This is a genomic window from Streptomyces sp. NPDC048172, from assembly GCF_043202595.1.
Lineage (GTDB): Bacteria > Actinomycetota > Actinomycetes > Streptomycetales > Streptomycetaceae > Streptomyces.
Genome location: NZ_JBIDAT010000004.1, coordinates 430,587 through 457,427, shown reverse-complemented (window position 1 = coordinate 457,427; position 26,841 = coordinate 430,587). Strand labels below are relative to the sequence as shown.

Genomic DNA, 26,841 nt, shown 5'->3' with positions numbered 1-26,841 from the left:
GCCGCAGGCCAGCACCCTGGATGGCTACCGCCCGGCCTGATCACATAGGGTGAAAAGAAAAACGGGAGGTTCGGCGTGTTCGTTGAACACCCACCACTTGTCGACTTAGTGTCCGTTCCGGAGAGTCCAAGTAAGACAGGCACTGGTAACCCTAAACTTCACGCTTAGGGTTCGGGTCGGCGTTCGAACCGCCCCACAGGGATACGTAACTCGAGGCGAGAGGCCTTCGACGTGGCAGCACCGCAGAACTACCTCGCAGTCATCAAGGTCGTCGGAATCGGCGGCGGTGGCGTTAATGCCATCAACCGGATGATCGAGGTCGGTCTCAAGGGCGTCGAGTTCATCGCGATCAACACCGACGCGCAAGCCCTGTTGATGAGCGACGCCGACGTCAAGCTCGACGTGGGCAGGGAGCTCACGCGCGGCCTCGGCGCCGGCGCCAACCCCGACGTGGGGCGCAAGGCCGCCGAGGACCATCGCGAGGAGATCGAGGAGGTCCTCAAGGGGGCCGACATGGTCTTCGTGACCGCGGGCGAGGGCGGCGGGACCGGCACCGGCGGCGCGCCCGTCGTCGCCAACATCGCGCGTTCGCTCGGCGCCCTGACGATCGGCGTCGTCACCCGCCCGTTCACCTTCGAGGGCCGCCGCCGCGCGAACCAGGCGGAGGACGGCATCGCGGGGCTGCGCGACGAGGTCGACACCCTGATCGTCATTCCGAACGACCGGCTGCTCTCCATCTCGGACCGCCAGGTGAGCGTGCTCGACGCGTTCAAGTCCGCGGACCAGGTGCTGCTGTCCGGCGTCCAGGGCATCACCGACCTCATCACCACCCCCGGCCTCATCAACCTCGACTTCGCCGACGTCAAGTCCGTGATGTCCGAGGCGGGCTCGGCCCTCATGGGCATCGGCTCGGCGCGCGGCGACGACCGCGCGGTGGCGGCGGCCGAGATGGCGATCTCCTCGCCGCTGCTGGAGGCGTCCATCGACGGCGCCCGCGGCGTGCTGCTCTCGATCTCCGGCGGCTCGGACCTCGGTCTGTTCGAGATCAACGAGGCCGCGCAGCTCGTGAGCGAGGCCGCGCACCCCGAGGCCAACATCATCTTCGGCGCCGTCATCGACGACGCGCTCGGCGACGAGGTCCGGGTGACCGTCATCGCCGCGGGCTTCGACGGGGGCCAGCCGCCGTCGAAGAAGGGCGAGAAGGCGCTCGGTTCGAGCGCTCCCTCGACCTCGTCGGCGGCACCGGCGCCCGCGCCCTCGTACAAGGAGGAGCCGGCCGCTCCCGAGCCGGAGCCCGAGCGCTCCTCCTCGTTCAGCGGCATCGGCACCGTCACCCCGCGCGAGGAGGAGTCGCCGCGGCGCAGCGAGCCCGCGCCGGTGAGCGAGGTACCCCCGCCGCCGGAGGACTCGCCGCGCGTCCCGCCGCCGCCGCGTTCGTACCAGGACAGCCAGGCGGAAGAGCTGGATGTGCCGGACTTCTTGAAGTGATAGGCACGCAGGAGACGGTCAGCGGCGCGCACTTCGCTTTCACCGACAGGTGGGGTGGGGTGAGCGCCGCTCCGTATGAGGCCCTCAATCTCGGCGACGCGGTCGGCGACGACCCCGAGGCCGTACGGACCAATCGCGCGCTGGCGGCCAAGACCCTGGGGCTGTCCCCCGACGAGGTGGTCTGGATGCGTCAGGTGCACGGGCGTGACGTGGCCGTCGTGGACGCGCCGTCCGGCGAGGAGCCCCCGTCCGTCGACGGGGTGGCGACCGCCCGCCGGGGTCTCGCGCTCGCGGTGCTCACCGCGGACTGCACGCCCGTGCTGCTGGCCGACCCGGTCGCCGGAGTCGCCGGTGCCGCGCACGCGGGGCGCCCGGGGCTGCTCGCGGGCGTGGTCGGGGAGACGGTCGAGGCGATGAGGGGGCTCGGTGCCGAGCCCGCGCGGATGGTCGCCCGTACGGGACCCGCGGTCTGCGGACGGTGCTACGAGGTGCCGGAGGCCATGCGCGAGGAGGTGGCCGCGGCCGTTCCCGAGGCGTACGCGACGACGCGGTGGGGGACTCCGGCCCTCGACATCGCCGCCGGAGTGCGCGCGCAGTTGGCCCGGTCGGGTGTCACAGCATGGGAACAGTCGTCCGTGTGCACCCTGGAATCGGGTGACCACTTCTCCTACCGGAGGGACCGGGGGACAGGGCGGCTCGCGAGTTATGTCTGGATCGGGGTGGAGTGAGCCATGTCGGCGCGGAAGGCGGAACTCGCGGAGAATCTCGCCCGGGTGGAGGAGCGCATCGAGAGCGCTTGTGTCGCGGCGGGGCGTAAGCGGGAGGACGTCACTCTGGTCGTCGTGACCAAGACGTACCCGGCGAGCGACGTACGGCTGCTGGCGGAGCTGGGGGTGCGGCACGTTGCGGAGAACCGTGACCAGGACGCGGCGCCCAAGGCCGCGGCCTGCGCGGATCTGCCGCTGAAGTGGCACTTCGTCGGACAGCTGCAGACCAACAAGGCCCGTTCCGTTGCCGGTTACGCCGACTTCGTGCACTCTGTCGACCGGCCCCGGCTGGTCACGGCGCTCTCGACGGCGGCCGCGCGGGACGGGCGCGAGCTCGGGTGCCTGGTCCAGGTGGCGTTCGACGTGGAGTCAGGGGACGTCGGGGCGCGGGGCGGTGCGGCCCCCGGAGTGGTGCCGGATCTGGCGGACGCGGTGGCCGCGGCCGAAGGGCTCCGGCTCGACGGTGTGATGACGGTCGCACCTCTGGCCGGGCCTTATGCGGGCGAGCCCGGTCAGGCGTTCGCACGACTGAGGGAAATCTCAACCCGCCTGCGAGCCGCGCATCCTGCTGCGAACATGGTCTCGGCAGGAATGAGCTCGGATCTCGAAGAGGCGGTGCAAGCCGGTGCGACACATGTGCGCGTCGGCAGCGCGGTGCTCGGAGACCGACCCCGCCTCGGGTAACGTCGCCAAGCAAGTCGGACCACAGCACAAAATATGGTCATTTCCGCCAGGAAAATCTGAGCGGAGGGACTGCGTGGATCCTAGGCCACCGGTGCAGGTGACGGAGCCGATCCACCACAGAGCGGAGGACGCAGAGAATGGCCGGCGCGATGCGCAAGATGGCGGTCTACCTCGGCCTCGTGGAGGACGATGGGTACGACGGCCGGGGCTTCGACCCCGACGACGAGTTCGAACCCGAGCCCGAGCCCGAACGGGACCGTCGGCGGTACCAGCCCGAGCAGTCACATCATTCCTTGCAGAAGACGGACCCCCACGAACCCGCGGAGCCCGCGCGGGTCGTGAATCCTCCCGCCCAGCGGGAGCGTGAGCAGACGCCGCCCCCGGCGGTCGTCGGCGAAAGCGGACGATCCGGGAGGATCGCCCCGGTGGCATCCATCACACCTGAACGACAGAACCTGGAGAAGAGCGCGCCGGTGATCATGCCCAAGGTCGTGTCCGAGCGAGAGCCGTACCGGATCACCACGCTCCACCCCCGGACCTACAACGAGGCCCGTACCATCGGGGAACACTTCCGTGAGGGCACCCCGGTGATCATGAACTTGACGGAGATGGACGACACGGACGCGAAGCGACTTGTCGACTTTGCGGCCGGTTTGGTCTTCGGATTGCACGGAAGTATTGAGCGGGTGACGCAGAAGGTGTTCCTGCTGTCTCCTGCTAACGTCGACGTGACGGCGGAGGACAAGGCCCGCATCGCAGAGGGCGGGTTCTTCAACCAGAGCTGAGACGACAGGATCAAGGGAACGGGCCGCGAGGCCGGTACGAGGACCCAGGGGAGAGGGACGCGTAGATGAGAACCGCATTGGACGTGGTCCAAATCGCGCTGTACTGCTTCCTGCTCGTGCTGATCTTCCGGCTGGTGATGGACTACGTCTTCCAGTTCGCCCGCTCATGGCAACCCGGCAAGGCGATGGTGGTCGTTCTGGAGGCCACCTACACTGTCACTGATCCGCCACTCAAGCTCCTGCGGCGGTTCATCCCGCCGCTGCGCTTCGGGGGCGTGGCGCTCGACCTGTCCTTCTTCGTGCTCATGATCATCGTCTACATCCTGCTCCAAGTGGTGTCCGGGGTGTGAGCGATTCATATGGTCTTGCCGATATGCCGATGACTTACGTTGAGGTGAAGAGATGCCACTGACCCCCGAGGACGTGCGGAACAAGCAGTTCACGACCGTCCGGCTCCGAGAAGGCTATGACGAGGACGAGGTCGATGCCTTCCTCGACGAGGTCGAGGCCGAACTGACCCGCCTGTTGCGCGAGAACGAGGACCTGCGGGCGAAGCTCGCGGCCGCCACGCGTGCCGCCGCGCAGAACCAGCAGCAGGGCGGGATGCGGAAGCCTCCTGAACCTCAGGATCAGCGCCCAGGCGGGGCCCCTGTGCCCGCCGCCATATCCGGTCCGCAGCCGGTGCCGCCCGGTCAGCAGGGCCCGCCCCCGCAGCACCCGCAGGGCGGTCCCATGGGCGGTCCGCCGCAGCTTCCCGGTGGGCAGCCCGCGCTTCCCGCCGGTCCCGGTGGACCTGGCGGCCCCGGTGGTCCCGGTGGCCCCGGCCCGCAGGGCGGTCCGATGGGCCCGGGCGGCCCCGGTCCGCAGGGTGGCCCGATGGGCCCCGGCGGCCCCGGTGGTCCCGGCCCGCAGCAGGCTCAGCCGCCGCAGCCCCAGCAGCCGCAGCCGCAGATGCCCGGTCAGAACAACGACAGTGCCGCGCGCGTGCTGTCGCTGGCGCAGCAGACCGCCGACCAGGCGATCGCGGAGGCCCGTTCCGAGGCCAACAAGATCGTCGGTGAGGCGCGCAGCCGCGCCGAGGGCCTGGAGCGGGACGCCCGCGCCAAGGCGGACGCGCTGGAGCGGGACGCGCAGGAGAAGCACCGCGTGGCGATGGGCTCCCTGGAGTCCGCGCGCGCCACGCTGGAGCGCAAGGTCGAGGACCTGCGCGGCTTCGAGCGCGAGTACCGCACGCGGCTGAAGTCGTACCTGGAGAGCCAGCTGCGCCAGCTGGAGAACCAGGCCGACGACTCGCTGGCCCCGCCGCGGACCCCGGCGACGGCCTCGCTGCCGCCGTCCCCCGCGCCGTCGATGGCCCCGGCCGGTGCCGCGGCGCCCGCCCCCGCGGGTGCGGCGACGAGCGGTGGCGGCTCGATGGGCGGCCACCAGTCCATGGGCAACAACCACTCCATGGGCGGTCCCGCCGGTGCCGCGGGCCCGCACACCCAGGGCGGTGCCGGGCAGTCGTACGGCGGGCAGCAGCAGATGCAGCCCGCGATGACGCAGCCGATGGCTCCCGTGCGGCCGCAGGGCGGCCCGGCTCCGGCGCAGCAGGCGCCGTCGCCGATGCGGGGCTTCCTGATCGACGAGGACGACAGCTGATCGTCCCCTAGGTCACAGCAGTTCGGGCCGGGCCCGAGAGCAGTTCCTCTGCTCTCGGGCCCGGCCCGTTCCGTGTGCCGTGCTACGCCTTCTTCAGGCTGAAGGTCAGCGACAGGGCCTCGTCCTCGAAGGCGGGGGTCTCCGGGTCCCCTTCCTCGTACGCCGTGGCCAGGACCTCTTCCGCGATGAGCGCGGCGTGGTCCGTGAGGGCTTGGGTGACGTCCTCGTCTGTGGACCGCCAGCGCAGGGAGATACGGTCGGCGACGTCCAGGCCCGAGTTCTTCCGGGCCTCCTGGATGAGGCGGATCGCGTCACGGGCCAGGCCCGCGCGGCGCAGCTCCGGGGTGATCTCCAGGTCCAGGGCGACCGTCGCGCCCGAGTCGGAGGCGACCGACCAGCCCTCGCGCGGGGTCTCGGTGATGATGACCTCCTCCGGGGAGAGGGCCACCGCCTCGCTGCCGACGTCCACCGTGGCGTGGCCCTCGCGCAGCGCGATGGAGAGGGCGGCGGCGTCGGCCTCCGCGATGGCCTTGGCCACCGCCTGGGTCTCCTTGCCGAAGCGGCGGCCCAGTGCGCGGAAGTTGCCCTTCGCGGTGGTGTCGACCAGGGAGCCGCTGACCTCGGCCAGGGAGGCGAGCTGCGAGACGTTCAGCTCCTCGGCGACCTGGTCGCGCATCTCGGGGGAGAGGGTCTCGAAGCCCTGGGCCGCGACCAGCGCGCGGGAGAGCGGCTGGCGGGTCTTGACGCCGGACTCGGCGCGGGTGGCGCGGCCCAGCTCGACCAGGCGGCGGACCAGCAGCATGTCCTGGGACAGCTCCGGGTCGATCTTCCCGAGGTCGGCCTCCGGCCACTCCGCGAGGTGCACCGAGTCCGGGGCGCCCGGCGTGACGGGGACGACCAGGTCCTGCCAGACCCGCTCGGTGATGAACGGGGTGATCGGCGCCATCAGCTTGGTGACCGTCACGACGACCTCGTGCAGGGTGCGGAGCGCGGCCGGGTCGCCCTGCCAGAAGCGGCGACGGGACCGGCGCACGTACCAGTTCGAGAGGTCGTCGACGAAGGTGGAGAGCAGCTTGCCGGCGCGCTGCGTGTCGTACCCGTCCATGGCCATGGTGACCTGGTCGACCAGGGCGTGCAGTTCGCTCAGCAGCCAGCGGTCCAGCAGCGGGCGCTTGTTCGGCGCGGGGTCGGCCTCGGAGGGGGCCCAGCCGGACGTACGGGCGTAGAGCGCCTGGAAGGCGACCGTGTTCCAGTACGTCAGCAGGGTCTTGCGGACGACCTCCTGGATGGTGCCGTGGCCGACGCGGCGCGCGGCCCAGGGCGAGCCGCCGGCGGCCATGAACCAGCGCACCGCGTCGGCGCCGTGCTGGTCCATGAGCGGGATGGGCTCCAGGGTGTTGCCCAGGTGCTTGGACATCTTGCGGCCGTCCTCGGCGAGGATGTGGCCGAGGCAGACCACGTTCTCGTAGGACGACTTGTCGAAGACGAGCGTGCCGACGGCCATCAGCGTGTAGAACCAGCCGCGGGTCTGGTCGATGGCCTCCGAGATGAACTGCGCCGGGTAGCGCTTCTCGAAGAGCTCCTTGTTCTTGTACGGGTATCCCCACTGGGCGAAGGGCATCGAGCCCGAGTCGTACCAGGCGTCGATGACCTCGGGGACGCGGTTCGCCTCCAGGGCGCAGCCCGGCTCGGGGCAGCCGAAGGTGACCGCGTCGATGTACGGACGGTGGGGGTCCAGGGCCGACTGGTCGGTGCCGGTGAGCTCGCTGAGCTCGGCCAGGGAGCCGACGCAGGTGAGGTGTCCGTCCTCGCAGCGCCAGATGGGCAGCGGGGTGCCCCAGTAGCGGTTGCGGCTCAGGGCCCAGTCGACGTTGTTGTTCAGCCAGTCGCCGAAGCGGCCGTGCTTGACGGAGTCCGGGAACCAGTTGGTGGCCTCGTTCTCCCTGAGGAGGGCCTCCTTGATCTGGGTCGTACGGATGTACCAGGACGGCTGCGGGTAGTAGATGAGGGCCGTGTGGCAGCGCCAGCAGTGCGGGTAGCTGTGCTCGTAGGCGACGTGGCGGAAGAGGATGCCGCGCGCGTCCATGTCGGCGACGAGGTCCTCGTCGGCCTTCTTGAAGAAGGTGCCGCCGACGAGGGGCAGGTCCGGGTCGAAGGTGCCGTCGGGGCGGACGGGGACGACCGGCGTGATCCCGTTGTCCCTCGCCACCCGGAAGTCGTCCTCACCGAAGGGCGCGAGGTGCACCATGCCGGTGCCGTCCTCGGTCGTCACGTACGTGTCGTTGACGACGAAGTGGGCGCCGGGGATGTCGACGAGGTCGAACGGGCGCTGGTACGTCCACCCCTTCATCTCGGCGCCGGTGAAGCGCTGGTCCGTGGCGTGCCAGCCCTCGCCGAGGGCCTGCTCGACCAGGGGCTCGGCGACGACGATCCTGTCGGTGCCGTCGGTCGCGACCACGTACGTCACGTCGGGGTGCGCGGCGACCGCGAGGTTGGCGACCAGGGTCCAGGGGGTGGTCGTCCAGATCATGAGGTCGGCCTCGCCCGCGAGCGGGCCGGAGGTCAGGGGCATGCGGACGTAGACGGACGGGTCGACGACCGTCTCGTACCCCTGCGCCAGCTCGTGGTCGGAGAGGCCGGTGCCGCAGCGGGGGCACCAGGGCGCGACGCGGTGGGACTGGACGAGGAGGCCCTTCTTGAAGATCTCCTTGAGCGACCACCAGACCGACTCGATGTACTCGGGGTTCATCGTCCGGTAGGCGTCGTCCATGTCGACCCAGTAGCCCATGCGGGTCGTGAGCTCGGAGAAGGCGTCCGTGTGGCGGGTCACCGACTCGCGGCACTTCGCGTTGAACTCCGCGATGCCGTAGTTCTCGATGTCCTGCTTGCCGCTGAAGCCGAGCTCCTTCTCGACGGCCAGCTCGACCGGGAGGCCGTGGCAGTCCCAGCCCGCCTTGCGCGCGACGTGGTAGCCCCGCATGGTGCGGAAGCGCGGGAAGACGTCCTTGAAGACGCGGGCCTCGATGTGGTGGGCGCCGGGCATCCCGTTGGCCGTCGGCGGGCCTTCGTAGAACACCCACTCGGGGCGGCCCTCGGACTGTTCGAGGCTGCGGGCGAAGACCTTGCTCTCGCTCCAGAAGTCGAGCACCGCGCGCTCCAGCGCTGGCAGGTCGACCTGGGCGGGCACCTGGTTGTATTGCATCGTCGGGGCTTCCTCCGGCGGACACGTCTGTTCGTCTTCCGTCGGAAGGACGAGCGCCTGCCGGAGTCCGGCGGCGGCCCGCGGTACCACCCTCCTTGGCAGCGGAAACGGCGGTCCGCCCACTGCCCCCTCATTGGGAGTGACGCTGCCGGGTCTACTCGCTCCGGGGAGCTTTCTTCCGGCGGCTCCGGGGTGATCTTCACGTCGCGCTCGCCCCCGGGCTCTCACCGTCCCCGGGTCGCTCCTGGCCGCATACGGACGCTACTCGTCCCCTTCATCGCCTTTCGCCACCCCCAGTGTACGGGCCCGCGCGGGCGGCGGCCGAGCGGTTTTCGGGCCGCCGGGCGGGGCACAACGCTTGCAGACCGGCGTGCCCCGTTGCCGTGCGCTTGAAGTCGATTTATCGTTCCGGTCACGTTTCGCGAGCAAGATCACAAAATGTGAAGGGGCCGCGGTCATGGTGGCGAGAGACTCCGCCGCGAAGAAGACGGCAGCAGCGAAGAAGACCTCACACAAGGCCGCACCCGCGAAGAAGGCCGCGACGAAGAAGGCGGCGGCCACGAAGACGGCGGCGAAGAAGACGGCGGCCAAGAAGAGCGTGGCCAAGAAAGCGGTGGCGAAGAAGGCCGCCGCGAAGAAGGCTTCACCGGGAGGGGAGGCGGCACCACGCAGGGCGACGGCGGCCGGTAAGGCCGCCGCTCCGGTGAAGAAGACCGCATCGGCGGCCAAGGCGGCCCCCGCCGAGCAGAGTGCCGAGGCCGCAGATCAGACGACGGGAGCCAAGACGGTGGCTGCGAAGAAGACTCCGGCGGCGACGAAGGACGAGACGGTGCCCTCCGCGCGTGCGGCGGACGCGGCGTCCCCCGGCGAGCTGGCTGTACGTCCCGGCGAGGACCCCTGGACTCCTGAGGAGGTCACGGAGGCGCGCGACGGCCTGCGCAGCGAGTCCGAGCGGCTGCGCGCGGAGATCGCCGCCTCGGAGGAGGCGCTGACCGGTCTCATGCGGGACTCCGGGGACGGCGCGGGGGACGACGACGCCGACACCGGCACCAAGAACATCACGCGCGAGCACGAGATGGCGCTCGCCGCCAACGCGCGCGAGATGCTCTACCAGACCGAGCGCGCCCTCGAACGGCTCGACGCGGGGACGTACGGCCTCTGCGAGAACTGTGGCAAAGCCATCGGAAAGGCCAGGATGCAGGCATTCCCCCGGGCCACTCTGTGCGTGGAGTGCAAGCAGAAGCAGGAACGCCGCTGAACGCGCTCGTACGCGTGTGTCGTACCCTCAACACGTGACAGAGGTGGAGCGGCCCATCGAGACGCCGGACGAGGGCACCGAAGGTCAATCCGAGGCGGCGCCGGGCAAGAAGCGGCGTATCGCCGTGCTCGTGTCGGTGGCCGGGCTCGCCTTCGTGCTGGACCTGATCAGCAAACTGGTCGTGGTCGCCAAGCTGGAGAACCACGAGCCGATCGAGGTCGTGGGCTCCCTGCTGCGGCTCAACGTGATCCGGAACCCCGGAGCGGCGTTCGGCATCGGCGAGGCGCTGACCATTCTGCTGACGGCCATCGCGGCGGCCGTGGTCGTCGTGATCGCCCGCATCGCCCGCAAGCTCTACAGCACGCCGTGGGCCATCGCCCTGGGCCTCCTCCTGGGCGGCGCCTGCGGCAACCTGGTCGACCGCATCTTCCGCTCGCCGGGCGTCTTCCAGGGCGCGGTGGTCGACTTCATCGCTCCGACGCACTTCGCCGTCTTCAACCTGGCGGACTCGGCGATCGTGTGCGGGGGCATTCTGATCGTGCTGCTGTCGTTCCGTGGGCTGGACCCTGATGGGACCGTGCACCGGGACTGACTGAGGTCAGTTCCTGGGCGGGACCTTGAAGGTGACCGCCTGGTCGCCGGTGAGGGTGCGGGTGATGTCCGCGCGGACGCCGTTCGGGAAGGTGTGGCTCTCGCCGGGGCGGAACGGGGCGTCGGAGAGTTCGGCCAGCTCCGTGGGGAGGCGGTCCGCGCAGTCCGGGCCGCCGCCGCTGCGGGGGTGGGCGTCGACGACGCGGACCGGGCCCTGGCCCGTGGGGACGCGTGAGTCGACCGTGTAGAGCAGGACGCCCTCGGCGCAGATGTCCGCGTCGAGGCCCTCGCGGGTGCGGGTCTCGGCGACGACGGCCGTGTGGCGGCCCGTACGGACGACGGCGAGGCGCGCGCCGGGGGAGCCGATGGGCGGAAGGACGTGTTCCGTCGTGCCGGGGGACGTCACGCAGCCGACGCGGTGCGAGGGGATCCAGCCGAACTTCCACTTGTGCCAGCCCAGCAGGTCCGAGATGCCCGCCATGCTCATGGTGTCCCAGCCGCCCGCGTACTCGACCGAGGCGCCCCTGCGGACGTTGTAGAGGTCGGGCAGGCCGTAGAGGTGGTTGGCCTCGTGGACGAAGTTGCCGCGCTGCCAGAGCGCGGAGTCGCCCTCGCGGCCGAAGACCAGCGCGGCCGAGCTGACGCGGGCCGGGCCCGAGCGCAGGGCGGGGAAGGTGTGGGCCTGGGAGACGGTCGGGGCCGCGGGGACGTTCGCGTCGGCGACCACGTAGACCAGGTCGGCCCCGCCGACGCGGACGCCCTGGGCGCGGGCCGCGTCGAGGGCCTCCTGCACGTACCGCCGCATCAGGGGGACGGGGACGCCGCGCGCTATGCCGTACGAGGACCAGGGGCGCGGCATCCGTATCCAGCGCGGCGTGGGGGAGAGGCGGAGGCGGTACTTCCCGTACGAGGCGCGCTTGAGGTAGGCGTCGCCGTAGCGGGAGAAGAACGCGGCACGGTCCCGGGCCGGGGTGACGGCGGGGAGATCGCTGAAGTCGACCATGAGCATCAGGGCCCGCTTCACGCCGTGGGGGCGGACGAAGCCGGGGCGTACGGGGCTCTCGCCGGTGCCGCGGGGCGCCTCCAGGGCGCAGGCCTCGGCCGTCGCCGAGGGCGTCGCCGTGCTCACCGGGGTCAGCGCGAGGCCCGCCGTCGCCAGGGCCGTGGTCACGGTCAGCGCGGTTCTGCCCATCGATCGCTGGCGCCCGCGGTGACGCCCCCAGCGGTGCACGTTGCGCGAGGTCATGACGCGCTCCCCTCGGAGGCCGGGTCGGAGTCCGGCTCTGCGAGCCACCGTCCTGGGGAGCGGGCGCCGTCGCATTCCGGCGCGTGCCAGGCGGGTGAGGCGGGAGGGAGGCCCGGGGGCGGCCCGGGGCGGCCCGGGGCGGCCCGGCGTAGGGCCGCGCGGGTGAGGGCGGACCGGGCGCGTCCGGCATACTCGATCAGGTGAGCACGCTTCCTGAAACACGCACCCTGCCCGTACCGGACGGCCTCGAAGGCGAGCGCGTGGATGCCGCGCTCGCCCGGATGTTCGGTTTTTCGCGTACGAAGGCCGCCGAGCTGGCCGCGGACGGCAAGGTGCTGCTGGACGGCGCACCGGCCGGGAAGTCCGACCGGGTGCAGGGCGGTGCGTGGCTGGAGGTCGAGATGCCCGGTGCGCCGCAGCCCGTGCGGGTCGTCGCCGAGCCGGTCGAGGGGATGGAGATCGCCCACGACGACGAGGACATCGTCGTGATCGTCAAGCCCGTCGGGGTCGCGGCCCACCCGAGCCCCGGCTGGACCGGGCCGACCGTGATCGGCGGGCTCGCCGCCGCCGGGTTCACGATCACGACGTCCGGCGCCGCCGAGCGCCAGGGCATCGTGCACCGGCTCGACGTCGGCACGTCGGGGCTGATGGTCGTCGCCAAGTCCGAGCGGGCCTACACCCTGCTCAAGCAGCAGTTCCGCGAGCGGACCGTCGACAAGCGGTACCACGCGATGGTCCAGGGCCACCCCGACCCGCTCAGCGGCACCATCGACGCGCCCATCGGCCGCCACCCCACCCACGACTACAAGTGGGCGGTCACCGCCGAGGGCAAGCCCTCGGTGACGCACTACGACCTGATCGAGGCGTTCCGCGCCGCGAGCCTGCTCGACATCAAGCTGGAGACGGGGCGTACGCACCAGATCCGCGTCCACATGGCCGCGCACCGCCACCCCTGCGTCGGCGACCTGACGTACGGCGCCGACCCGACCCTGGCCAAGCGGCTCCGGCTGGAGCGCCAGTGGCTGCACGCGATGCGGCTCGGCTTCGAGCACCCCGCCGACGGCCGCTGGGTCGAGTACGAGAGCGAGTACCCCGAGGACCTGCAGCGGGCGCTGGACAGGGTGCGGGCCGAGAGCGCGTAGGAGAGGGACAGGGAAGAGACAGGGAAGGGACAGGCCCAGGAACCGTGGATCAGCTCGCCCTCTTCTTCGCACTGCTGCTCGCCGCCGTCGTGATGGTCCCCGTCGGGGACCGGCTCGGGCTGCCCGCGCCGGTGCTCATGACCATCTTCGGCGGGGTGCTCGCGCTCATCCCGTCGGTCCCGAACGTCTCGCTGCCGCCCGAGTACATCCTGCCGCTCGTGCTGCCGCCGCTGATCTACGCGGCGGCCCAGCGCACGTCCTGGCGGCAGTTCGCCGCGAACAAACGGCCGATCTTCCTGATGGCCGTGGCCCTCGTCTTCGTGACGACCGCCGTCGTCGCCTTCGTCGCCGACGCGCTCGTGCCGGGGCTCGGGCTCGCCGGGGCCGTCGCGCTGGGCGCGCTCGTCGCACCGCCCGACCCCGTCGCCGCGACCGCCGTCGCGGGCAGTGTCGGGCTGCCGCGCCGCCTCGTCTCCGCGCTGGAGGGGGAGGGGCTGTTCAACGACGTCACCGCGATCACCCTCTACCACGTCGCCATCGCCGCCGCCGTGACCGGCTCCTTCTCGCTGGGCGGCGCCGCGTGGGAGCTGGTGCTGTCGGGCGTCGTCGCGGTGATCGTCGGGCTCGTGCTCGGCTGGACCGCCAACAAGCTGATGGGGTACCTCGGCGACGCCACGCTCCAGACGGGGCTGACGCTGCTGGTGCCCTTCGCGGCGTACGTACTGGCCGAGGAGCTGATGGGCTCCGGCGTGCTGGCCGTCCTCGTCACCGCGCTCTATCTCTCCTCGGGGCACGCGGTCGACGCCGACGACGTGCAGGGGCGGCTGGCCGGACAGACGTTCTGGCCGATCGTGGACACGCTCGTGACCGGGGTCGCCTTCGGGCTGATCGGCCTGGAGCTGCACACGGTCGTGGGGACCGTGCGGAACGAGTGGGAGCAGCTCCTCCCGGCCGCGCTGGCGGTCGTGGGCGTCGTCGTGCTCGTACGGCTGATGTGGCTGCTGCCGACCGCGTGGCTGGCCCAACGGCTGCACCGGCGCAACGACCTGGACGAGGACATCCCCGAGAACTGGCGCGAGACCGTCGTCGTCTGGTGGTCGGGGATGCGCGGCGTGGCCTCGGTCGCGCTGGCGCTCGCCGTGCCGCTCAGCGTGGACTCGGGCGCGGACTTCCCCGGGCGCGACGCGATCATCTTCGTCGCCTTCGCCGTGGTCCTGGTGACGCTCGTCTTCCAGGGCCTGACGCTGCCGTGGCTCGTGAAGCGGCTCCGCGTACGGGCGGACAGCGCCGCCGAGCGGGAGCTGGAGCGGCAGTTGGCGATGCGGTGCGCGAAGGCGGCGCGGCGCCGGCTGAAGGAGATCGAGGAGGTCGAGGACCTGCCGGAGGAGGTCTCCGAGGCGCTGGCGCGGCGCGCGTGGGACGTGGGCGCGCGGATCTCGCCCGACATCGTGGACGACGAGCGCCGCGCGGCCCATGTGCAGCGGGTCGCCCGCCTGAAGAAGATGCGCCGCCTCCAGGGCGAGCTGCTCTCGGCGGCACGGCACGAGGTGCTGGCCGCCCGCGGCGAACCCGGCGTCGACCCGGAGGTCGTCGACCGCATCCTCCACCAGCTCGACGTGCGCAGCTTCCGGGGTTTCTAGCCGCCGTGCCTCAGAACGTCTTCTCCGGTTCGCCGGTGCGGCGGATGCCCGGGAGGGCCTCGGTGTGGTTGTCCTTCAGCCAGGTCAGGAGGGACTCGCGGACGTGGCAGCGCAGCGTCCACAGGTCGTCGGAGGTGCGGGCCGTCATCGCGGCGCGTACCTCGATCGTCGTGGGGGTGCTGTCCGTCACCACGAGGCTCCAGCTCCGGCCGTCCCAGTGGTCGCTGGCGCGGACGAGCTCCTCGGTCTTCTCGCGGATCTTCTCCACCGGCGCCGCGTGGTCGAGCTGGAGGTAGACGGTGCCGGTCTGCTGGGGACCGCCGCGGGACCAGTTCTCGAACGGCTTGCTCGTGAAGTACGAGACCGGCATCGTGACGCGGCGCTCGTCCCAGGTGAGGATGACCAGGTAGGAGACGGTGATCTCGTCCACCGTGCCCATCTCGCCGTCGACCACGACCTCGTCGCCGATCCGCACCATGTCGCCGAACGCGATGGACAGCCCCGCGAAGAGGTTGCCCAGCGTCGACTGCGCGGCGATACCGGCGACGATGCCGAGCACACCGGCCGAGGCCAGCATCGAGGTGCCGAACGTCTTCATGCCGGGGAACTGGAGGAGGACGGCGGCCACCGCGATGACCGTCACCACCGCCGTCACCAGCCGCTGGATCAGCGTGAGCTGGGTGCGGACCCGGCGGCCCCTGGCCGGGTCGTGCGTCGAGCCCGCGTAGCGCGTGGCGATGGTCTCCGTTATGGCGGCGACGACCCGCAGGATCAGCCAGGTCGAGCCCGCGATGAGGATGATCGTCATCCAGAGGTCGACGGTCTCCCTGTGGTCGGCCTTGGCCAGATTCGTACTGTCGAAGAAGCCGCTGACCAGCGCGACGAAGAGAACCGCCTGGAGCGGGAACCGGCCGCGGCGCAGCAACCCCCACATCGGGGTCTCGGGGTGCCGCACATCGAGGCGGACCAGCAGCCGGTCGACGGCCCAGGCGAGGACGTACGCCAGCACGAGCGCGCCACCGAAGACGATGACCGGTCGCAGTACGTTCTCCATCTCGTCTCATTCCTTGGGTCCGAGGGGGCAGGCCACCGAAGACCGTACCTGGCACCATGAGGGGAAACTCGACGTAGGGCGCTCCCACGGCGCTCTTTGTGAAGGATGTGACACTCGTGGCCACCGTCGTGCTGTTCCACTCCGTCTACGGACTGCGGCCGGCCGTGCACAGCGCGGCCGACCGTCTCCGGGCCGCCGGACACGAGGTGCACACCCCGGACCTCTTCGACGGGCGTACGGCGCCGACGATCGAGGCCGGGATGAAGCTGAAGGACGAGTTCGGCCGGGACGAGCTGCTCCGGCGCGCGATCACCGCGACGGCCCCGCTCTCCGAGCAGGGGCTGGTCTACGCCGGTTTCTCGCTGGGCGGCGCCATCGCGCAGAACCTCGCGCTGGGCGACGCGAAGGCACGCGGGCTGCTGCTCCTGCACGGCACGTCGGACATCGCCGAGGACGCCGCCGTGGACGAGCTGCCCGTCCAGCTCCACGTCGCCGACCCGGACCCCTTCGAGCCGCACGACTGGCTCTCGGCCTGGTACCTGCTGATGCGCAGGGCAGGGGCCGACGTGGAGGTCTACCGCTACCCGGGCGCCGGGCACCTCTACACCGACGACGAGCTCGACGACTACGACAAGGAGTCCGCCGAGGCCACCTGGCACACGGCGCTCGGCTTCCTCGACTCGCTGGACTGACGCCGCGGTTCAGCGGCGTCAGCGGCGGCAGCGGCCCGTCGGCTTCCCGGCGTGCGGCTGGCAGATGTACGGGCGGTCGGCCGCGTCGTCGCTGACGAAGCGGCCGACGCACTGGTCGGAGCCGGTCAGGCCCTTGGCCGCGCACCAGTCGGCGGCGGCCCTCCCGCTGGGGAACGGGCCGGGGCGGTAGAACATCCAGTAGCCGGGGCGCAGCGAGGCGCGCTTGTCGCTGTCGAGCCAGAGCACGGTGCCCGCCTTGGCAGCGAGCCTGGACTGCATCTTCGCGCGGGCTTCCAGTCCGTCGGACTTGGCGACCGAGCCGAGCTGGGCCACCCACTTGTTCCGCGGCGGGCCGCCCGCGCCCGGCTTCGGGGGGTTCGGCTTCTTCGTGGTGGGCGCCGGGTCGGTCGGCTCCGTCGGCTCCTCCGGCTTCGGGGAGTCCTTCCCCTCGTCCTCGCTCTTGGTGGGAGCCGGGGAGGACTTCTCCCCGGCGGGCTCCTCCGTCGCGGGCGCGGAGGTCGAGTCACCCTTCGCGTCCCCTCCTCCCTCGTCCCCGGAGCGCGTCAGCAGGAAGGCGCCGCCCGCGATGAGCGCCGCCGCCACGACCGCGCCCACGATCGCGAGCGGGGCCCGGCTCCGGCGTCGTACCGGCGGGGAGGCGGAGGACATCGGCTGCGGCGGGGTCGGCGCGGCGGCGGGGCCGGGCGGCGGGGGCGGCGGTGCGGTCAGGGCCGTCTCCGTCGGTACGTACGAGACGGCGCTCCGTCCCTCCTCGACGTCCGCCAGCATCCGGTCCAGGGCCTCGGCGTCGGGCCGCGCGGCGACGTCGCGGACGAGCAGCGCGGTGAGGACGGGCGCCAGCGGGCCGCTGCGGACGGGCTCCGGCAGCGGCTCGTCGAGGACGGCGGCCAGCGTCGAGAGCGTCGTGGGGCGGCGCAGGGGGCTGTGGCCCTCGGCGCAGACGTAGAGCAGCATGCCCAGCGACCACAGGTCGCTGGAGGGGTCGTCGTCCGTGCCGCGGATGCGCTCCGGCGCGATGTACTCGGGCGAGCCGAGGAACTCGCCGGTCTGCGTCAGCGTCGAGGAGCCCTGGAGCGCGGCGATGCCGAAGTCGGTCAGCACGGGCGAACCGTCCGCGCGCAGCATCACGTTGGCGGGCTTCACGTCGCGGTGCTGGATCCCGGCCGCGTGCGCGGTGCGCAGCGCGCCCAGCACCTGGCGGCCGATACGGGCCGCCTCGCGTGGCTCCAGCGGCCCGTCCTCGATCATGTCCTGGAGCGTGTCGCCCGGCAGCAGCTCCATCACGAGCCACGGGTACGGGCGCTCGTCCACGATGTGATGGATCGTCACCACGCGCGGGTCGCTGAGGCGGGCCAGGGCGCGCGCCTCGCGCAGTACGCGCTCGCGCAGCGTCCTGCCCGCCTCCGAGTCGGCGGCCTCCTCGGGGTCGAGCGAGGGGTCCGCGGGGCGGACCTCCTTCAGGGCCACCTCGCGGTGCAGCGCGGTGTCCCGCGCGCGCCACACGTGGCCCATGCCTCCGCTGCCGAGCCGCTCCAGCAACTCGAAGCGGCTGTCGACGATCTGTCCTCGCTCTCCCCCGGCCATGGGCTCAGCGTACGGGCTGATCCGTTCGCTCGACGCGCTGACTGCCCGATACCGTCCGGTAGGAACGGCGGAGTTCGGACGTGGCGTTCTTGTCGGTCTTGTCGGACAGGACGAAGTAGTCCATCTGTGCCCGCTCCGCCGTCAGGTCCAGCACGCCGTAGCCGTGCGAGTCCATGTCGACCCAGCGGACATGGCGGTTGGCCGCGCGTACGGCCGCCTCGGCGACGCCGGAAATGGTGTCGGGGGCGACGTTCAGCACGTCGTCGAGGTTGTCCGAGGTGACGGACGTGAGCACGAACTCGGTGGCGACGGGCGCCTCGCCGGGGTAGTCGGCGGCCTTCACGGGCACGTCGTTGGCCCAGTTCATGTGGATGTCGCCGGTGAGGAAGACGGTGTCCTGGATCCGGTTGTCGCGCAGGTGGGTGAGGAGTTCGCGGCGGTCGTCCGTATAGCCGTCCCACTGGTCGGTGTTGACGGCCAGGCCCTCCTTCGGGACGCCCAGCAGCTCGGCGAGCGGGCCGAGGAACTTCGCGGGCACCGAGCCGAACGCGACCTGGGAGATCATCACCGAGTTGCCGACGAGCTTCCAGCGGGCGCGGGAGTCCGTGAGGCCCTTCTTCAGCCAGGAGAGCTGCGCGCGTCCGGTGAGGGTGCGGTCCGGGTCGTCGATGTCGCCGCCGTCGCCCACGGACGCCTGCACGTCGCGGAACGAGCGCAGGTCGAGCAGGTGCAGATCGGCCAGGTCGCCGAAGCGCAGCCGCCGGAAGGTCGTGCCCTCGGTGGAGGGGCGCACCGGCAGCCACTCGAAGTACGCCTTCTTGGCGGCGGCCATCCGGTCCTTCCAGGCGCCCTCGGTCGCCGGGTCGTGGTTGCCCGCGCCGCCCGACCAGGTGTTGTCGGCGAACTCGTGGTCGTCCCATATCGCGACGAGCGGGTGCGCGGCGTGCATCGCCTGGAGGTCGGCGTCGGCCTTGTAGTGGCCGTGCCGGACGCGGTAGTCGGCGAGCGAGAGGATCTCGTGCTTGGGCTCGACCCCGCGCACGACGCCGTCGCCCTCGGGGTACTCGCCGGTCCCGTACTCGTAGATGTAGTCGCCCAGGTGCAGCACCGCGTGCAGGTCTGTACGGGCCGCGAGGTGGCGGTAGGAGGCGAACCAGCCGCCCTCGTAGTTGGCGCAGGAGACCACGCCGAAGCGGAGGTTGTCCGCCGAGGTGCCCGCGGCGGGGGCCGTACGCGTGCGGCCCACGGGGGAGCGGACGCCGTCGGCGGTGAAGCGGAACCAGTAGGTGGTGGCCGCCTCCAGGCCGCGCACGTCGGCCTTCACGGTGTGGTCGGCGGCGGCCTCGGCCTTGGCGGAGCCGCGCCGGACCACCTTGGCGAACTCCTTGTCGGCGGCGACCTCCCAGTCGACCTCGACCGGGGCGCCCTTGCCGGAGCCGGGGACGGCGCCGGGCTCGGGGGTGACGCGGGTCCACAGCAGGACGCCGTCGGGGAGCGGGTCGCCGGAGGCGACGCCGTGCGCGAAGGCGGGCTTCCCGGCGGCGTCGGCCGGGGCCGGGGCCGCGCTCGCGCCGGGCGCGACGCCCGCCAGGGGCAGCAGCGCGGCGCCGGTCACGCCCGCGGCACCGGCGACGACGGCGCGCCGGCGGGGCGTGCGCGGGGCGGTGTCGGCGTCGGCTTCGGAGGCGGAGGAAGCGGTCGGTGTCTGGGGTCTCTCGGGGCTCGTGGAAGTCACGAGCAGTCATGTTACGTACGGGTACGCGTGAGGGGCAGGCCTCTTGTCGCCAAGTGGCCCGCCCCTCGCGGCTGTTTTCGGGACGTTCGTCCGCGCGTTCCGGAACCCTTACTTCTTCTTCTCGCCCTCGCCGCTGGGCGCCACGTCAACGCCCATCCCCTTCAGCTCCTTGACCAGGTCCTGCGGCTCGGTCTTCTTGCCGTCGACCTTGATCGTGGGCGTGCCCTGGATCTCCGCGCCGTTGAAGCTGGCGATCATGTCCTTCGCCCACTTCTCGTACTTGGTGCCGCTCTTGACCGCCTTCTCGAACTTCTTGTTGTCCTTGAGCTCGGGGACCTCGTCCGACACCTTGAGCAGGTACTTGTTGTCGGCGAACTTGTCCTCCTGCTCCGGCGGGTGGAACTCCTTGGAGTACAGCACCTTGTGGTACTCCGTGAACGCCTTGACGCTCACGGCCTTGGCGGCGCCCAGCGCACGCGCGGCGTTCTTGGAGCCCTTGCCGCCCATGTTGTCGTCGATGATCGAGCCGAGGTGGATGCGCAGCTTGTACTTGCCCTCGTCGGCGCCCTTCTGCAGCGCCTCTCCCATCGCCTGCTCCATCTGGGCGCACGCCGGGCAGCGCAGGTCCTCGTAGACGTCGATCGTCTTCTTGGCCTTGCCGCCGCCCGTGGTGACGGCCATGTCGGCGCCGCTGGACTCCTTCTCGTTCATCTTCGCGACGCCGACCCCGACGCCGGTGACGAGTGCGAGGACACCGACGACCGAGCCCGCGACGAGCAGCTGCCGCCGGGTCCGCTCCTTCTTGGCCTGCTTCTCGCGCTCGACGCGCAGCCGCTCGCGCGCCTGACGCTTGGCTTCCTGGCTGTTGCGCTTGCTCATGTCTGGTCTTCTCCGTGGATGTGTACGCGGGCGCGCGGACGCGGCGCGTAGAGGTCTGGGGACGGGCGGACCACGCGCTGCCACGGGAGGGCGGAGGGGCCCTCGTGCTACGGGGACCCGGGGCGCGCGGTCACGCTGCGGAGGCGGCCAGGAGGGGCGGCCCGCGGCGGTGTACGGAGTGGGTCAGCAGAGGGAGCGTCCGCGGCATCCGGACCGGCCGGAAGCGGGGCGTGCGCGCGGGGCGCGCGGGGCCCGCCGTGCGGCAGACGGCGAAGGCGATCCGCAGCGGGCGGAACGCGGTCGCCGCAGCGGCGCGCAGCAGCCGGGCCACGGCCGCCTCGCCGCGGCGCAGCCAGGCGGCGGCGAGCAGCCCGACGCCCAGGTGCGCGACGAGCAGCAGCCAGGGCACGGCGGGGTCGGCGCCCAGCGGGACGGGGCCCGCGCCGCCGCCCTGCGCGGCCATGCGGGCCAGCGGCGTGCCGACGCCGCCCCCGCCGCAGAGCAGATCGACGCCCACGGAGCGCAGCGGCCCGGTGACGGGGCCTCCCGCCTGTCCGTAACAGGCGTGCTGGCCCGTGGTGAAGACCGTGTCGGCCGCCAGCTCCAGCGGGATGAGGAGGGCGGCGATCCCGGCGAAGCCGCGCTCGCGGTCCGCGAAGGCGAACGCGAGCAGGAAGACTCCGGCGGCGATGGCCGCGAATGCGGTGAGGGGGACGGGTGCTCCGGAGAGCAGGACATGGGCGCCCGCGGACAGCGTGACGCAGAGCGCGGTGAAGACCGCCGCCCTCGCTGTCCTGATCCCTGCCGCCGCCATGTCGGCCGTACCTCTCGCCATCGTCGCCCGAGTCTGCCATGCGAACCGGTAAGCGGCCCCTAAAGGGTCCGGGGTCCGCCAGTTTTTTCCCGGGATACGGCCCCTGGGGCCCTACAGGCCCGGTATCCGGCCGTTACGGAACAGGTCGAGGAAGATCTGGTGGTCCCTGCGGGCCGTCGCGCCGTACGCGTGCGCGAAGTCGACCAGCATGTCCGCGAAGCCCTCCTCGTCCTTGGCGACGGCCGCGTCGATGGCCTGCTCGGTGGAGAACGGCACCAGGCTGTGGCCGCTCTCCGCCTCGTCGGCCGCCGCGTGCATGGCCGCGGTCGCGCGCCCGAGGTCGGCGGTGACCTGACCCATCTCCTCGGGGTCGGCGAGGTCGGACCAGTCGAGGTCCACCGCGTACGGCGAGACCTCGGCGACGAGCTGTCCCGTCCCGTTCAGCTCCGTCCAGCCCAGCCACGGGTCGGCGTGCGCCTGGAGGGCGCGCTGGGAGATCACGGTGCGGTGGCCCTCGTGCTGGAAATAGTCCCGGATGGCGGGGTCCGTGATGTGGCGCGAGACGGCCGGGGTCTGGGCCTGCTTCATGTAGATGACCAGGTCGTTCTCCAGCGCGTCGCTGTGGCCCTCCAGCAGGATGTTGTACGAGGGCAGGCCCGCGCTGCCGATCCCGATGCCGCGCCGCCCGACGACGTCCTTGACGCGGTGGGCGCCCTGCCGGGAGGTGGTGGTGCCGGGGAGGGTCTCCAGATACGCGTCGAAGGCCGTCAGCACCCGGCGGCGGGTGTCGTCGTCCAGCTCGCTGGCGCCGCCGCCCGGGGTGAAGCGGCGCTCGTGGTCGCGGATCTCGGTCATGGTGCGCAGCAGCCCGAATCGGGTGTTGGACCGCGCGTCGCGCAGCGCGTCCAGGACGGGGCCGCTGGCGGTGTCCAGGCTGAGCGCGGTGGCCTCGGCCTCGCGGGCGCCGGAGGCGAGCACCCGGATCCGCTCGCGGTACGCCCGGACGTAGATCCGCACCAGCTCGGTGATCTGCCCGTCGCTGAGCGCCTTGCTGTAGCCGAGCAGGGCGAGGGAGGCGGCGAAGCGCTTGAGGTCCCAGGTGAAGGGGCCGACGTAGGCCTCGTCGAAGTCGTTGACGTTGAAGAGCAGGCGGCCCTGGGCGTCCATGTACGTGCCGAAGTTCTCGGCGTGCAGATCGCCGTGGATCCAGACGCGCCCTGTGCTGTCGTCGAGGAACGGGCCGCCGTGCCGCTCGTCGTCCAGGTCGGCGTAGAAGAGGCAGGCCGTGCCGCGGTAGAACGCGAAGGCGGAGGCCGCCATCTTGCGGAACTTGACCTGGAACGCGGCCGGGTCGGCGGCGAGCAGCTCGCCGAAGGCCGTGTCGAAGACGGTGAGGATGCGCTCGCCGCGGGTCTCGGTGTCGTCAGCCATGGTGAAGGGATGCTCTCCGGGTGCGCCGATGGATGCGGGGGCCGCACGTCACGCGCGGCCGAGGTGTCAACGTACTCGCCCCCGCCGGAGTGCCCGCCCGGGGATCTGTCCGAGGTGCCCGGGGTGCCCCGGGGTGTCAGTGGCGGGTCGTAGACTCCTCAGTCGTCCTGGAAGCCCGTGCTCGGAGGTGTGCCTCGTCGTGACCCAGCAGCCCTTTACGCATCTGCATGTGCACACTCAGTATTCGCTGCTGGACGGCGCCGCGCGGTTGAAGGACATGTTCAACGCGTGCAACGAGATGGGTATGTCGCACATCGCGATGACCGACCACGGCAATCTGCACGGGGCGTACGACTTCTTCCACTCCGCGAAGGACGCGGGCATCACGCCGGTCATCGGGATCGAGGCGTACCTCGCCCCCGACACCCGGCGGAACACGCGTCCGGTGAAGTGGGGCACCCCCCACCAGAAGCGCGACGACGTGTCCGGTAACGGTGCGTACACGCACATGACCATGTGGGCGCGGAACGCGACAGGACTGCACAATCTCTTCCGCGCCCAGTCCCGCGCGAGCCTGGAGGGCTTCTTCCGCAAGCCCCGTATGGACCGCGAGCTCCTCGCGGAGTACGCGGACGGGCTGATGGCCACCACCGGCTGCCCCTCGGGCGAGGTCAGCACCAAGATCCGGCTCGACATGGAGGACGAGGCCCTCAAGGCCGCCGGGGAGTACCAGGACATCTTCGGCAAGGAGAACTTCTTCGTCGAGCTGATGGACCACGACATCGAGATCGACAAGAGGGCGCGCGACGGCCTGGAGCGCATCGCCCGCAAGATCAACGCCCCGTTCGTGGTCACCAACGACTCGCACTACACCTACGCGAGCGAGTCGGCGGCGCACGACACCCTGCTGTGCATCCAGACCGGCAGCAATCTCTCCGACCCCAACCGCTTCAGCTTCGACGGCTCCGGCTACTACCTGAAGTCGGCCGAGGAGATGTATGCCATCGACTCCTCCGACGCCTGGCAGGAGGGGTGCCGCAACACCCAGCTCCTGATCGCGGAGCGGGTCGAGACCGAGGGCATGTTCGTCCCGAAGAACCTGATGCCGAAGTTCGACGTCCCCGAGGGCTTCGACGAAGTGTCGTGGTTCAAGGAGGAGGTCCGGCGCGGCATGGACCGCCGCTACCCGGGCGGCGTCCCCCAGGACCGCCAGGACCTCGCGGACTACGAGATGAAGGTCATCATCGACATGGGCTTCCCGGGGTACTTCCTCGTGGTCGCCGACTTCATCATGTGGGCGAAGGACAACGGCATCGCGGTCGGCCCGGGCCGTGGCTCCGCGGCCGGCTCGATCGTGTCGTACGCGATGGGCATCACCGACCTCGACCCCGTCACGCACGGGCTGATCTTCGAGCGGTTCCTCAACCCCGAGCGCATCTCCATGCCGGATGTCGACATCGACTTCGACGAGCGCAGGCGCGGCGACGTGATCCGCTACGTCACGGAGAAGTACGGCTCCGACAAGGTCGCCATGATCGGCACCTACGGCACGATTAAGGCCAAGGCCGCCATCAAGGACGCCTCCCGCGTCCTCGGTTATCCGTACGCGATGGGTGACCGCATCACCAAGGCCATGCCCGCCGACGTCCTGGGCAAGGGCATCCCGCTCTCCGGCATCACCGACCCCAAGCACCCGCGCTACAGCGAGGCGGGCGAGGTCCGGGGGATGTACGAGAACGAGCCGGACGTCAAGAAGGTCATCGACTCCGCCATGGGCATCGAGGGCCTGGTCCGCCAGATGGGCATGCACGCGGCGGGCGTGATCATGTCCAGCGAGCCGGTCATCGACCACGCGCCGATCTTCTCCCCGAAGAACGACGGCACGGTCGTCACGCAGTGGGACTACCCCAGCTGCGAGTCGCTCGGCCTCCTGAAGATGGACTTCCTGGGGCTGCGCAACCTGACGATCATGGACGACGCGGTCAAGATGATCCGCAAGAACAAGGACGTCGACCTCAAGCTCCTCGATCTCCCGCTGGACGACCCCAAGACCTTCGAGCTGCTCTGCCGCGGTGACACGCTCGGCGTCTTCCAGTTCGACGGCGGCCCCATGCGCTCCCTGCTGCGCATGATGAAGCCCGACCACTTCGAGGACATCTCCGCCGTCTCGGCCCTGTACCGCCCGGGCCCGATGGGCATGAACTCGCACATCAACTACGCCCTGCGGAAGAACGGCCAGCAGGAGATCACCCCGATCCACCCCGAGCTGGAAGAGCCGCTCAAGGACGTCCTGGACATCACCCACGGCCTGATCGTCTACCAGGAGCAGGTGCAGAAGGCCGCGCAGGTCCTCGCCGGGTACTCGCTGGGTCAGGCCGACCTTCTCCGCCGGGCGATGGGCAAGAAGAAGAAGGAGGTTCTCGACAAGGAGTTCGTGAACTTCCAGAAGGGCATGCGCGACCGGAACTACTCGGACGCCGCGATCCAGGCCGTCTGGGACGTCCTGGTGCCCTTCGCCGGGTACGCGTTCAACAAGGCGCACTCCTCCGCGTACGGCCTGGTGACGTACTGGACCGCCTACCTCAAGGCGAACTACCCCGCCGAGTACATGTCGGCCCTGCTCACCTCGGTCCGCGACGACAAGGACAAGTCGGCGGTCTATCTCAACGAGTGCCGGAAGATGGGCATCCAGGTCCTCCCGCCGAACGTCAACGAGTCGGAGGCCAACTTCACCTCGCGCGACGACTCCACGATCGTCTTCGGCCTCACCGCGGTCCGGAACGTCGGGCAGAACGTGGTCGACTCGATCGTGAAGTGCCGCAAGGCCAAGGGGAAGTACACCTCGTTCCCCGACTTCCTGGACAAGGTCGAGGCCGTCGTCTGCAACAAGCGGACGGTCGAGTCGCTGATCAAGGCCGGGGCCTTCGACGAGATGGGCCACACCCGCAAGGGCCTCACCGCCCAGTTCGAGCCGATGATCGACAACGTGGTCCAGGTCAAGCGGAAGGAGGCCGAGGGCCAATTCGACCTCTTCGGCGACCTGGGAGGGGACGACACCGCGGACTCCGGGCCCGGCTTCGGGCTGGACGTCGAGTTCTCGCCGGACGAGTGGGAGAAGACCTATCTCCTCGCCCAGGAGCGCGAGATGCTCGGGCTCTACGTCTCGGACCACCCGCTCTTCGGCCTGGAGCACGTGCTCAACGACAAGGCGGACGCGGCCATCTCCCAGCTCACCGGCGGGGACTACTCGGACGGCTCGATCGTCACCATCGGCGGCATCATCTCGGGCCTCCAGCGCAAGATGACCAAGCAGGGGAACGCCTGGGCGATCGCGACCGTCGAGGACCTCGCGGGCTCCATCGACTGCATGTTCTTCCCCGCCACCTACCAGCTCGTCTCCACGCAGCTCATCGAGGACGCGGTCGTCTTCGTCAAGGGACGGCTCGACAAGCGGGAGGACGTGCCGCGGCTCGTCGCCATGGAGCTGATGATCCCCGACCTGAGCGACGCCTCGGCGAACGCGCCGGTCACGATCACCATCCCGACCGTCAAGATCACCCCGCCGCTCGTGGAGAAGCTCGGCTATGTGCTGACCCAGCACCGGGGCGCGAGCGAGGTCCGAGTGCGGCTCCAGGGAGCCCGCAAGACGACGGTGCTCCGCCTGGACCGTCACCGGGTGACTCCTGACCCCGCTCTTTTCGGTGACCTGAAGGAGCTTCTGGGTCCCGCCTGTCTGGCGAGCTGACGCCGCACCGGGGGCCGTGCAGGGGCTGCCCCTTGCTGTGCGATGCGGGCTGCGGCGCCGTCGTGGCTTGTCGCGCAGTTCCCCGCGCCCCTAGAGGTACGGGGCGCTCCTCGGAGCGCCCCGTCAGGGGCGCGGGGAACTGCGCGAGCAACCACCCCCGACCCGCAGTCTGCAGAGGACGGGAGGGGCAGCCCCTTCTCAGCCCCGGTCTACCGCTCAGGCGGACTCAGTTGTGGCCGAAGCGGCGCTCGCGGTGCTTGCGGGCCACGTCCCCCGGGGTGGCGGAGGTCGACCTGGACTGGGCCTCCATGGCGGTCTTCTGGGCCTCTTCCTTGCCGCGCTCCGAGGCGGGCGCCTGCTTGCCGTCGCGGTTCTGCCTCTTGTTCTTGGCCATGATCGCCTCCTGGGGGTTCCGAACGAGTGGCCGCGATCAGCCTTGCAC

Annotated in this window: 21 protein-coding genes; 12 read left to right on the top strand and 9 right to left on the bottom strand. The window is 70.9% G+C overall.

Annotated elements, in window-relative coordinates:
* Window positions 1–231: 231 nt before the first annotated feature.
* The 6 genes from ftsZ to ACGF3A_RS19810 all read left to right on the top strand — a co-directional run bounded on the left by ftsZ (window position 232) and on the right by ACGF3A_RS19810 (window position 5,365).
* Window positions 232–1,488: a cell division protein FtsZ gene (gene ftsZ / locus ACGF3A_RS19835; RefSeq protein WP_393731509.1), complete on the top strand. Its 1,257-nt coding sequence runs from the start codon at window positions 232–234 to the stop codon at window positions 1,486–1,488.
* Entirely contained in the window at window positions 1,485–2,216 is a 732-nt protein-coding gene (pgeF, locus tag ACGF3A_RS19830) for a peptidoglycan editing factor PgeF (protein WP_393731508.1), read from the top strand. The genes ftsZ and pgeF overlap by 4 nt, the downstream gene beginning before the upstream one ends.
* 3 nt (window positions 2,217–2,219) lie before the next feature.
* A complete protein-coding gene (locus ACGF3A_RS19825; protein WP_393731506.1) occupies window positions 2,220–2,939 on the top strand; it encodes a YggS family pyridoxal phosphate-dependent enzyme in 720 nt (239 codons plus the stop codon).
* Window positions 2,940–3,076: 137 nt separating this feature from the next.
* Window positions 3,077–3,724, top strand: coding sequence for a cell division protein SepF (locus ACGF3A_RS19820; protein ID WP_344529048.1), 648 nt, complete (start codon window positions 3,077–3,079; stop codon window positions 3,722–3,724).
* Between the two features lie 65 nt (window positions 3,725–3,789).
* On the top strand, window positions 3,790–4,074 hold the full coding sequence (locus ACGF3A_RS19815) for a YggT family protein (RefSeq protein WP_393731503.1): 285 nt from the start codon (window positions 3,790–3,792) through the stop codon (window positions 4,072–4,074).
* 52 nt (window positions 4,075–4,126) lie between these two features.
* Window positions 4,127–5,365: a DivIVA domain-containing protein gene (locus tag ACGF3A_RS19810; protein ID WP_393731501.1), complete on the top strand. Its 1,239-nt coding sequence runs from the start codon at window positions 4,127–4,129 to the stop codon at window positions 5,363–5,365.
* 82 nt (window positions 5,366–5,447) lie between these two features.
* Here ACGF3A_RS19810 and ileS read toward each other — a convergent pair whose 3' ends face one another.
* Window positions 5,448–8,567, bottom strand: coding sequence for an isoleucine--tRNA ligase (gene ileS / locus ACGF3A_RS19805; protein ID WP_393731498.1), 3,120 nt, complete (start codon window positions 8,565–8,567; stop codon window positions 5,448–5,450).
* Window positions 8,568–9,024: 457 nt separating this feature from the next.
* Between ileS and ACGF3A_RS19800 the strand changes: the two genes are divergently transcribed.
* On the top strand, window positions 9,025–9,825 hold the full coding sequence (locus ACGF3A_RS19800; RefSeq protein WP_393731496.1) for a TraR/DksA family transcriptional regulator: 801 nt from the start codon (window positions 9,025–9,027) through the stop codon (window positions 9,823–9,825).
* 34 nt (window positions 9,826–9,859) lie between these two features.
* Window positions 9,860–10,417, top strand: a complete 558-nt coding sequence (gene lspA, locus ACGF3A_RS19795) for a signal peptidase II (RefSeq protein ID WP_393731494.1) — start codon at window positions 9,860–9,862, stop codon at window positions 10,415–10,417.
* 6 nt (window positions 10,418–10,423) lie between these two features.
* Here lspA and ACGF3A_RS19790 read toward each other — a convergent pair whose 3' ends face one another.
* Entirely contained in the window at window positions 10,424–11,662 is a 1,239-nt protein-coding gene (locus ACGF3A_RS19790) for a peptidase M6 (RefSeq protein ID WP_393731492.1), read from the bottom strand.
* A 200-nt stretch (window positions 11,663–11,862) separates the two neighbouring features.
* Here ACGF3A_RS19790 and ACGF3A_RS19785 point away from each other — a divergent pair, with 200 nt between their 5' ends.
* Window positions 11,863–12,804, top strand: a complete 942-nt coding sequence (locus ACGF3A_RS19785; RefSeq protein WP_393731490.1) for an RluA family pseudouridine synthase — start codon at window positions 11,863–11,865, stop codon at window positions 12,802–12,804.
* Window positions 12,805–12,848: 44 nt separating this feature from the next.
* The gene (locus ACGF3A_RS19780; RefSeq protein ID WP_393731488.1) at window positions 12,849–14,444 is read left to right on the top strand and encodes a Na+/H+ antiporter; all 1,596 of its coding nucleotides are present in this window, start codon (window positions 12,849–12,851) and stop codon (window positions 14,442–14,444) included.
* A 10-nt stretch (window positions 14,445–14,454) separates the two neighbouring features.
* Here the strand turns inward: ACGF3A_RS19780 and ACGF3A_RS19775 are convergent, their stop codons facing one another.
* A complete protein-coding gene (locus tag ACGF3A_RS19775; RefSeq protein ID WP_393731486.1) occupies window positions 14,455–15,498 on the bottom strand; it encodes a mechanosensitive ion channel family protein in 1,044 nt (347 codons plus the stop codon).
* A 116-nt stretch (window positions 15,499–15,614) separates the two neighbouring features.
* On the opposite strand from ACGF3A_RS19775, the gene ACGF3A_RS19770 reads away from it, so the two are divergent.
* Entirely contained in the window at window positions 15,615–16,190 is a 576-nt protein-coding gene (locus tag ACGF3A_RS19770) for a dienelactone hydrolase family protein (protein WP_393731484.1), read from the top strand.
* An 18-nt stretch (window positions 16,191–16,208) separates the two neighbouring features.
* Here the strand turns inward: ACGF3A_RS19770 and ACGF3A_RS19765 are convergent, their stop codons facing one another.
* The 5 genes from ACGF3A_RS19765 to ACGF3A_RS19745 form a co-directional block, all read right to left on the bottom strand.
* Window positions 16,209–17,795: a serine/threonine-protein kinase gene (locus tag ACGF3A_RS19765; protein WP_393731482.1), complete on the bottom strand. Its 1,587-nt coding sequence runs from the start codon at window positions 17,793–17,795 to the stop codon at window positions 16,209–16,211.
* 4 nt (window positions 17,796–17,799) lie between these two features.
* A complete protein-coding gene (locus tag ACGF3A_RS19760; protein WP_393731899.1) occupies window positions 17,800–19,410 on the bottom strand; it encodes an alkaline phosphatase D family protein in 1,611 nt (536 codons plus the stop codon).
* 228 nt (window positions 19,411–19,638) lie between these two features.
* Window positions 19,639–20,409 (bottom strand): thioredoxin domain-containing protein, encoded by a 771-nt coding sequence (locus ACGF3A_RS19755; protein ID WP_393731480.1) that lies wholly within the window; start codon window positions 20,407–20,409, stop codon window positions 19,639–19,641.
* A 130-nt stretch (window positions 20,410–20,539) separates the two neighbouring features.
* The gene (locus ACGF3A_RS19750; RefSeq protein WP_393731478.1) at window positions 20,540–21,244 is read right to left on the bottom strand and encodes a hypothetical protein; all 705 of its coding nucleotides are present in this window, start codon (window positions 21,242–21,244) and stop codon (window positions 20,540–20,542) included.
* A 90-nt stretch (window positions 21,245–21,334) separates the two neighbouring features.
* Window positions 21,335–22,654: a DUF2252 domain-containing protein gene (locus tag ACGF3A_RS19745; RefSeq protein ID WP_393731476.1), complete on the bottom strand. Its 1,320-nt coding sequence runs from the start codon at window positions 22,652–22,654 to the stop codon at window positions 21,335–21,337.
* A 199-nt stretch (window positions 22,655–22,853) separates the two neighbouring features.
* Here ACGF3A_RS19745 and dnaE point away from each other — a divergent pair, with 199 nt between their 5' ends.
* Window positions 22,854–26,399 (top strand): DNA polymerase III subunit alpha, encoded by a 3,546-nt coding sequence (gene dnaE / locus ACGF3A_RS19740; RefSeq protein ID WP_393731474.1) that lies wholly within the window; start codon window positions 22,854–22,856, stop codon window positions 26,397–26,399.
* A gap of 226 nt (window positions 26,400–26,625) precedes the next feature.
* Here the strand turns inward: dnaE and ACGF3A_RS19735 are convergent, their stop codons facing one another.
* On the bottom strand, window positions 26,626–26,793 hold the full coding sequence (locus ACGF3A_RS19735) for a hypothetical protein (protein WP_393731472.1): 168 nt from the start codon (window positions 26,791–26,793) through the stop codon (window positions 26,626–26,628).
* Between the last annotated feature and the right edge of the window lie 48 nt (window positions 26,794–26,841).

Excerpts from the sequence above, each read along its gene's own strand:
- ACGF3A_RS19815 (WP_393731503.1), top strand. The coding sequence starts at position 3,790 with ATGAGAACCGCATTGGACGTGGTCCAAATCGCGCTGTACTGCTTCCTG.
- ACGF3A_RS19755 (WP_393731480.1), bottom strand. The coding sequence starts at position 20,409 with ATGAGCAAGCGCAACAGCCAGGAAGCCAAGCGTCAGGCGCGCGAGCGG.
- ACGF3A_RS19775 (WP_393731486.1), bottom strand. The coding sequence starts at position 15,498 with ATGGAGAACGTACTGCGACCGGTCATCGTCTTCGGTGGCGCGCTCGTG.
- ACGF3A_RS19750 (WP_393731478.1), bottom strand. The coding sequence starts at position 21,244 with ATGGCGAGAGGTACGGCCGACATGGCGGCGGCAGGGATCAGGACAGCG.
- ACGF3A_RS19765 (WP_393731482.1), bottom strand. The coding sequence starts at position 17,795 with ATGGCCGGGGGAGAGCGAGGACAGATCGTCGACAGCCGCTTCGAGTTG.
- ACGF3A_RS19745 (WP_393731476.1), bottom strand. The coding sequence starts at position 22,654 with ATGGCTGACGACACCGAGACCCGCGGCGAGCGCATCCTCACCGTCTTC.
- ACGF3A_RS19810 (WP_393731501.1), top strand. The coding sequence starts at position 4,127 with ATGCCACTGACCCCCGAGGACGTGCGGAACAAGCAGTTCACGACCGTC.
- ACGF3A_RS19735 (WP_393731472.1), bottom strand. The coding sequence starts at position 26,793 with ATGGCCAAGAACAAGAGGCAGAACCGCGACGGCAAGCAGGCGCCCGCC.
- ileS (WP_393731498.1), bottom strand. The coding sequence starts at position 8,567 with ATGCAATACAACCAGGTGCCCGCCCAGGTCGACCTGCCAGCGCTGGAG.
- ACGF3A_RS19820 (WP_344529048.1), top strand. The coding sequence starts at position 3,077 with ATGGCCGGCGCGATGCGCAAGATGGCGGTCTACCTCGGCCTCGTGGAG.
- ACGF3A_RS19790 (WP_393731492.1), bottom strand. The coding sequence starts at position 11,662 with ATGACCTCGCGCAACGTGCACCGCTGGGGGCGTCACCGCGGGCGCCAG.
- ACGF3A_RS19800 (WP_393731496.1), top strand. The coding sequence starts at position 9,025 with ATGGTGGCGAGAGACTCCGCCGCGAAGAAGACGGCAGCAGCGAAGAAG.
- ACGF3A_RS19825 (WP_393731506.1), top strand. The coding sequence starts at position 2,220 with ATGTCGGCGCGGAAGGCGGAACTCGCGGAGAATCTCGCCCGGGTGGAG.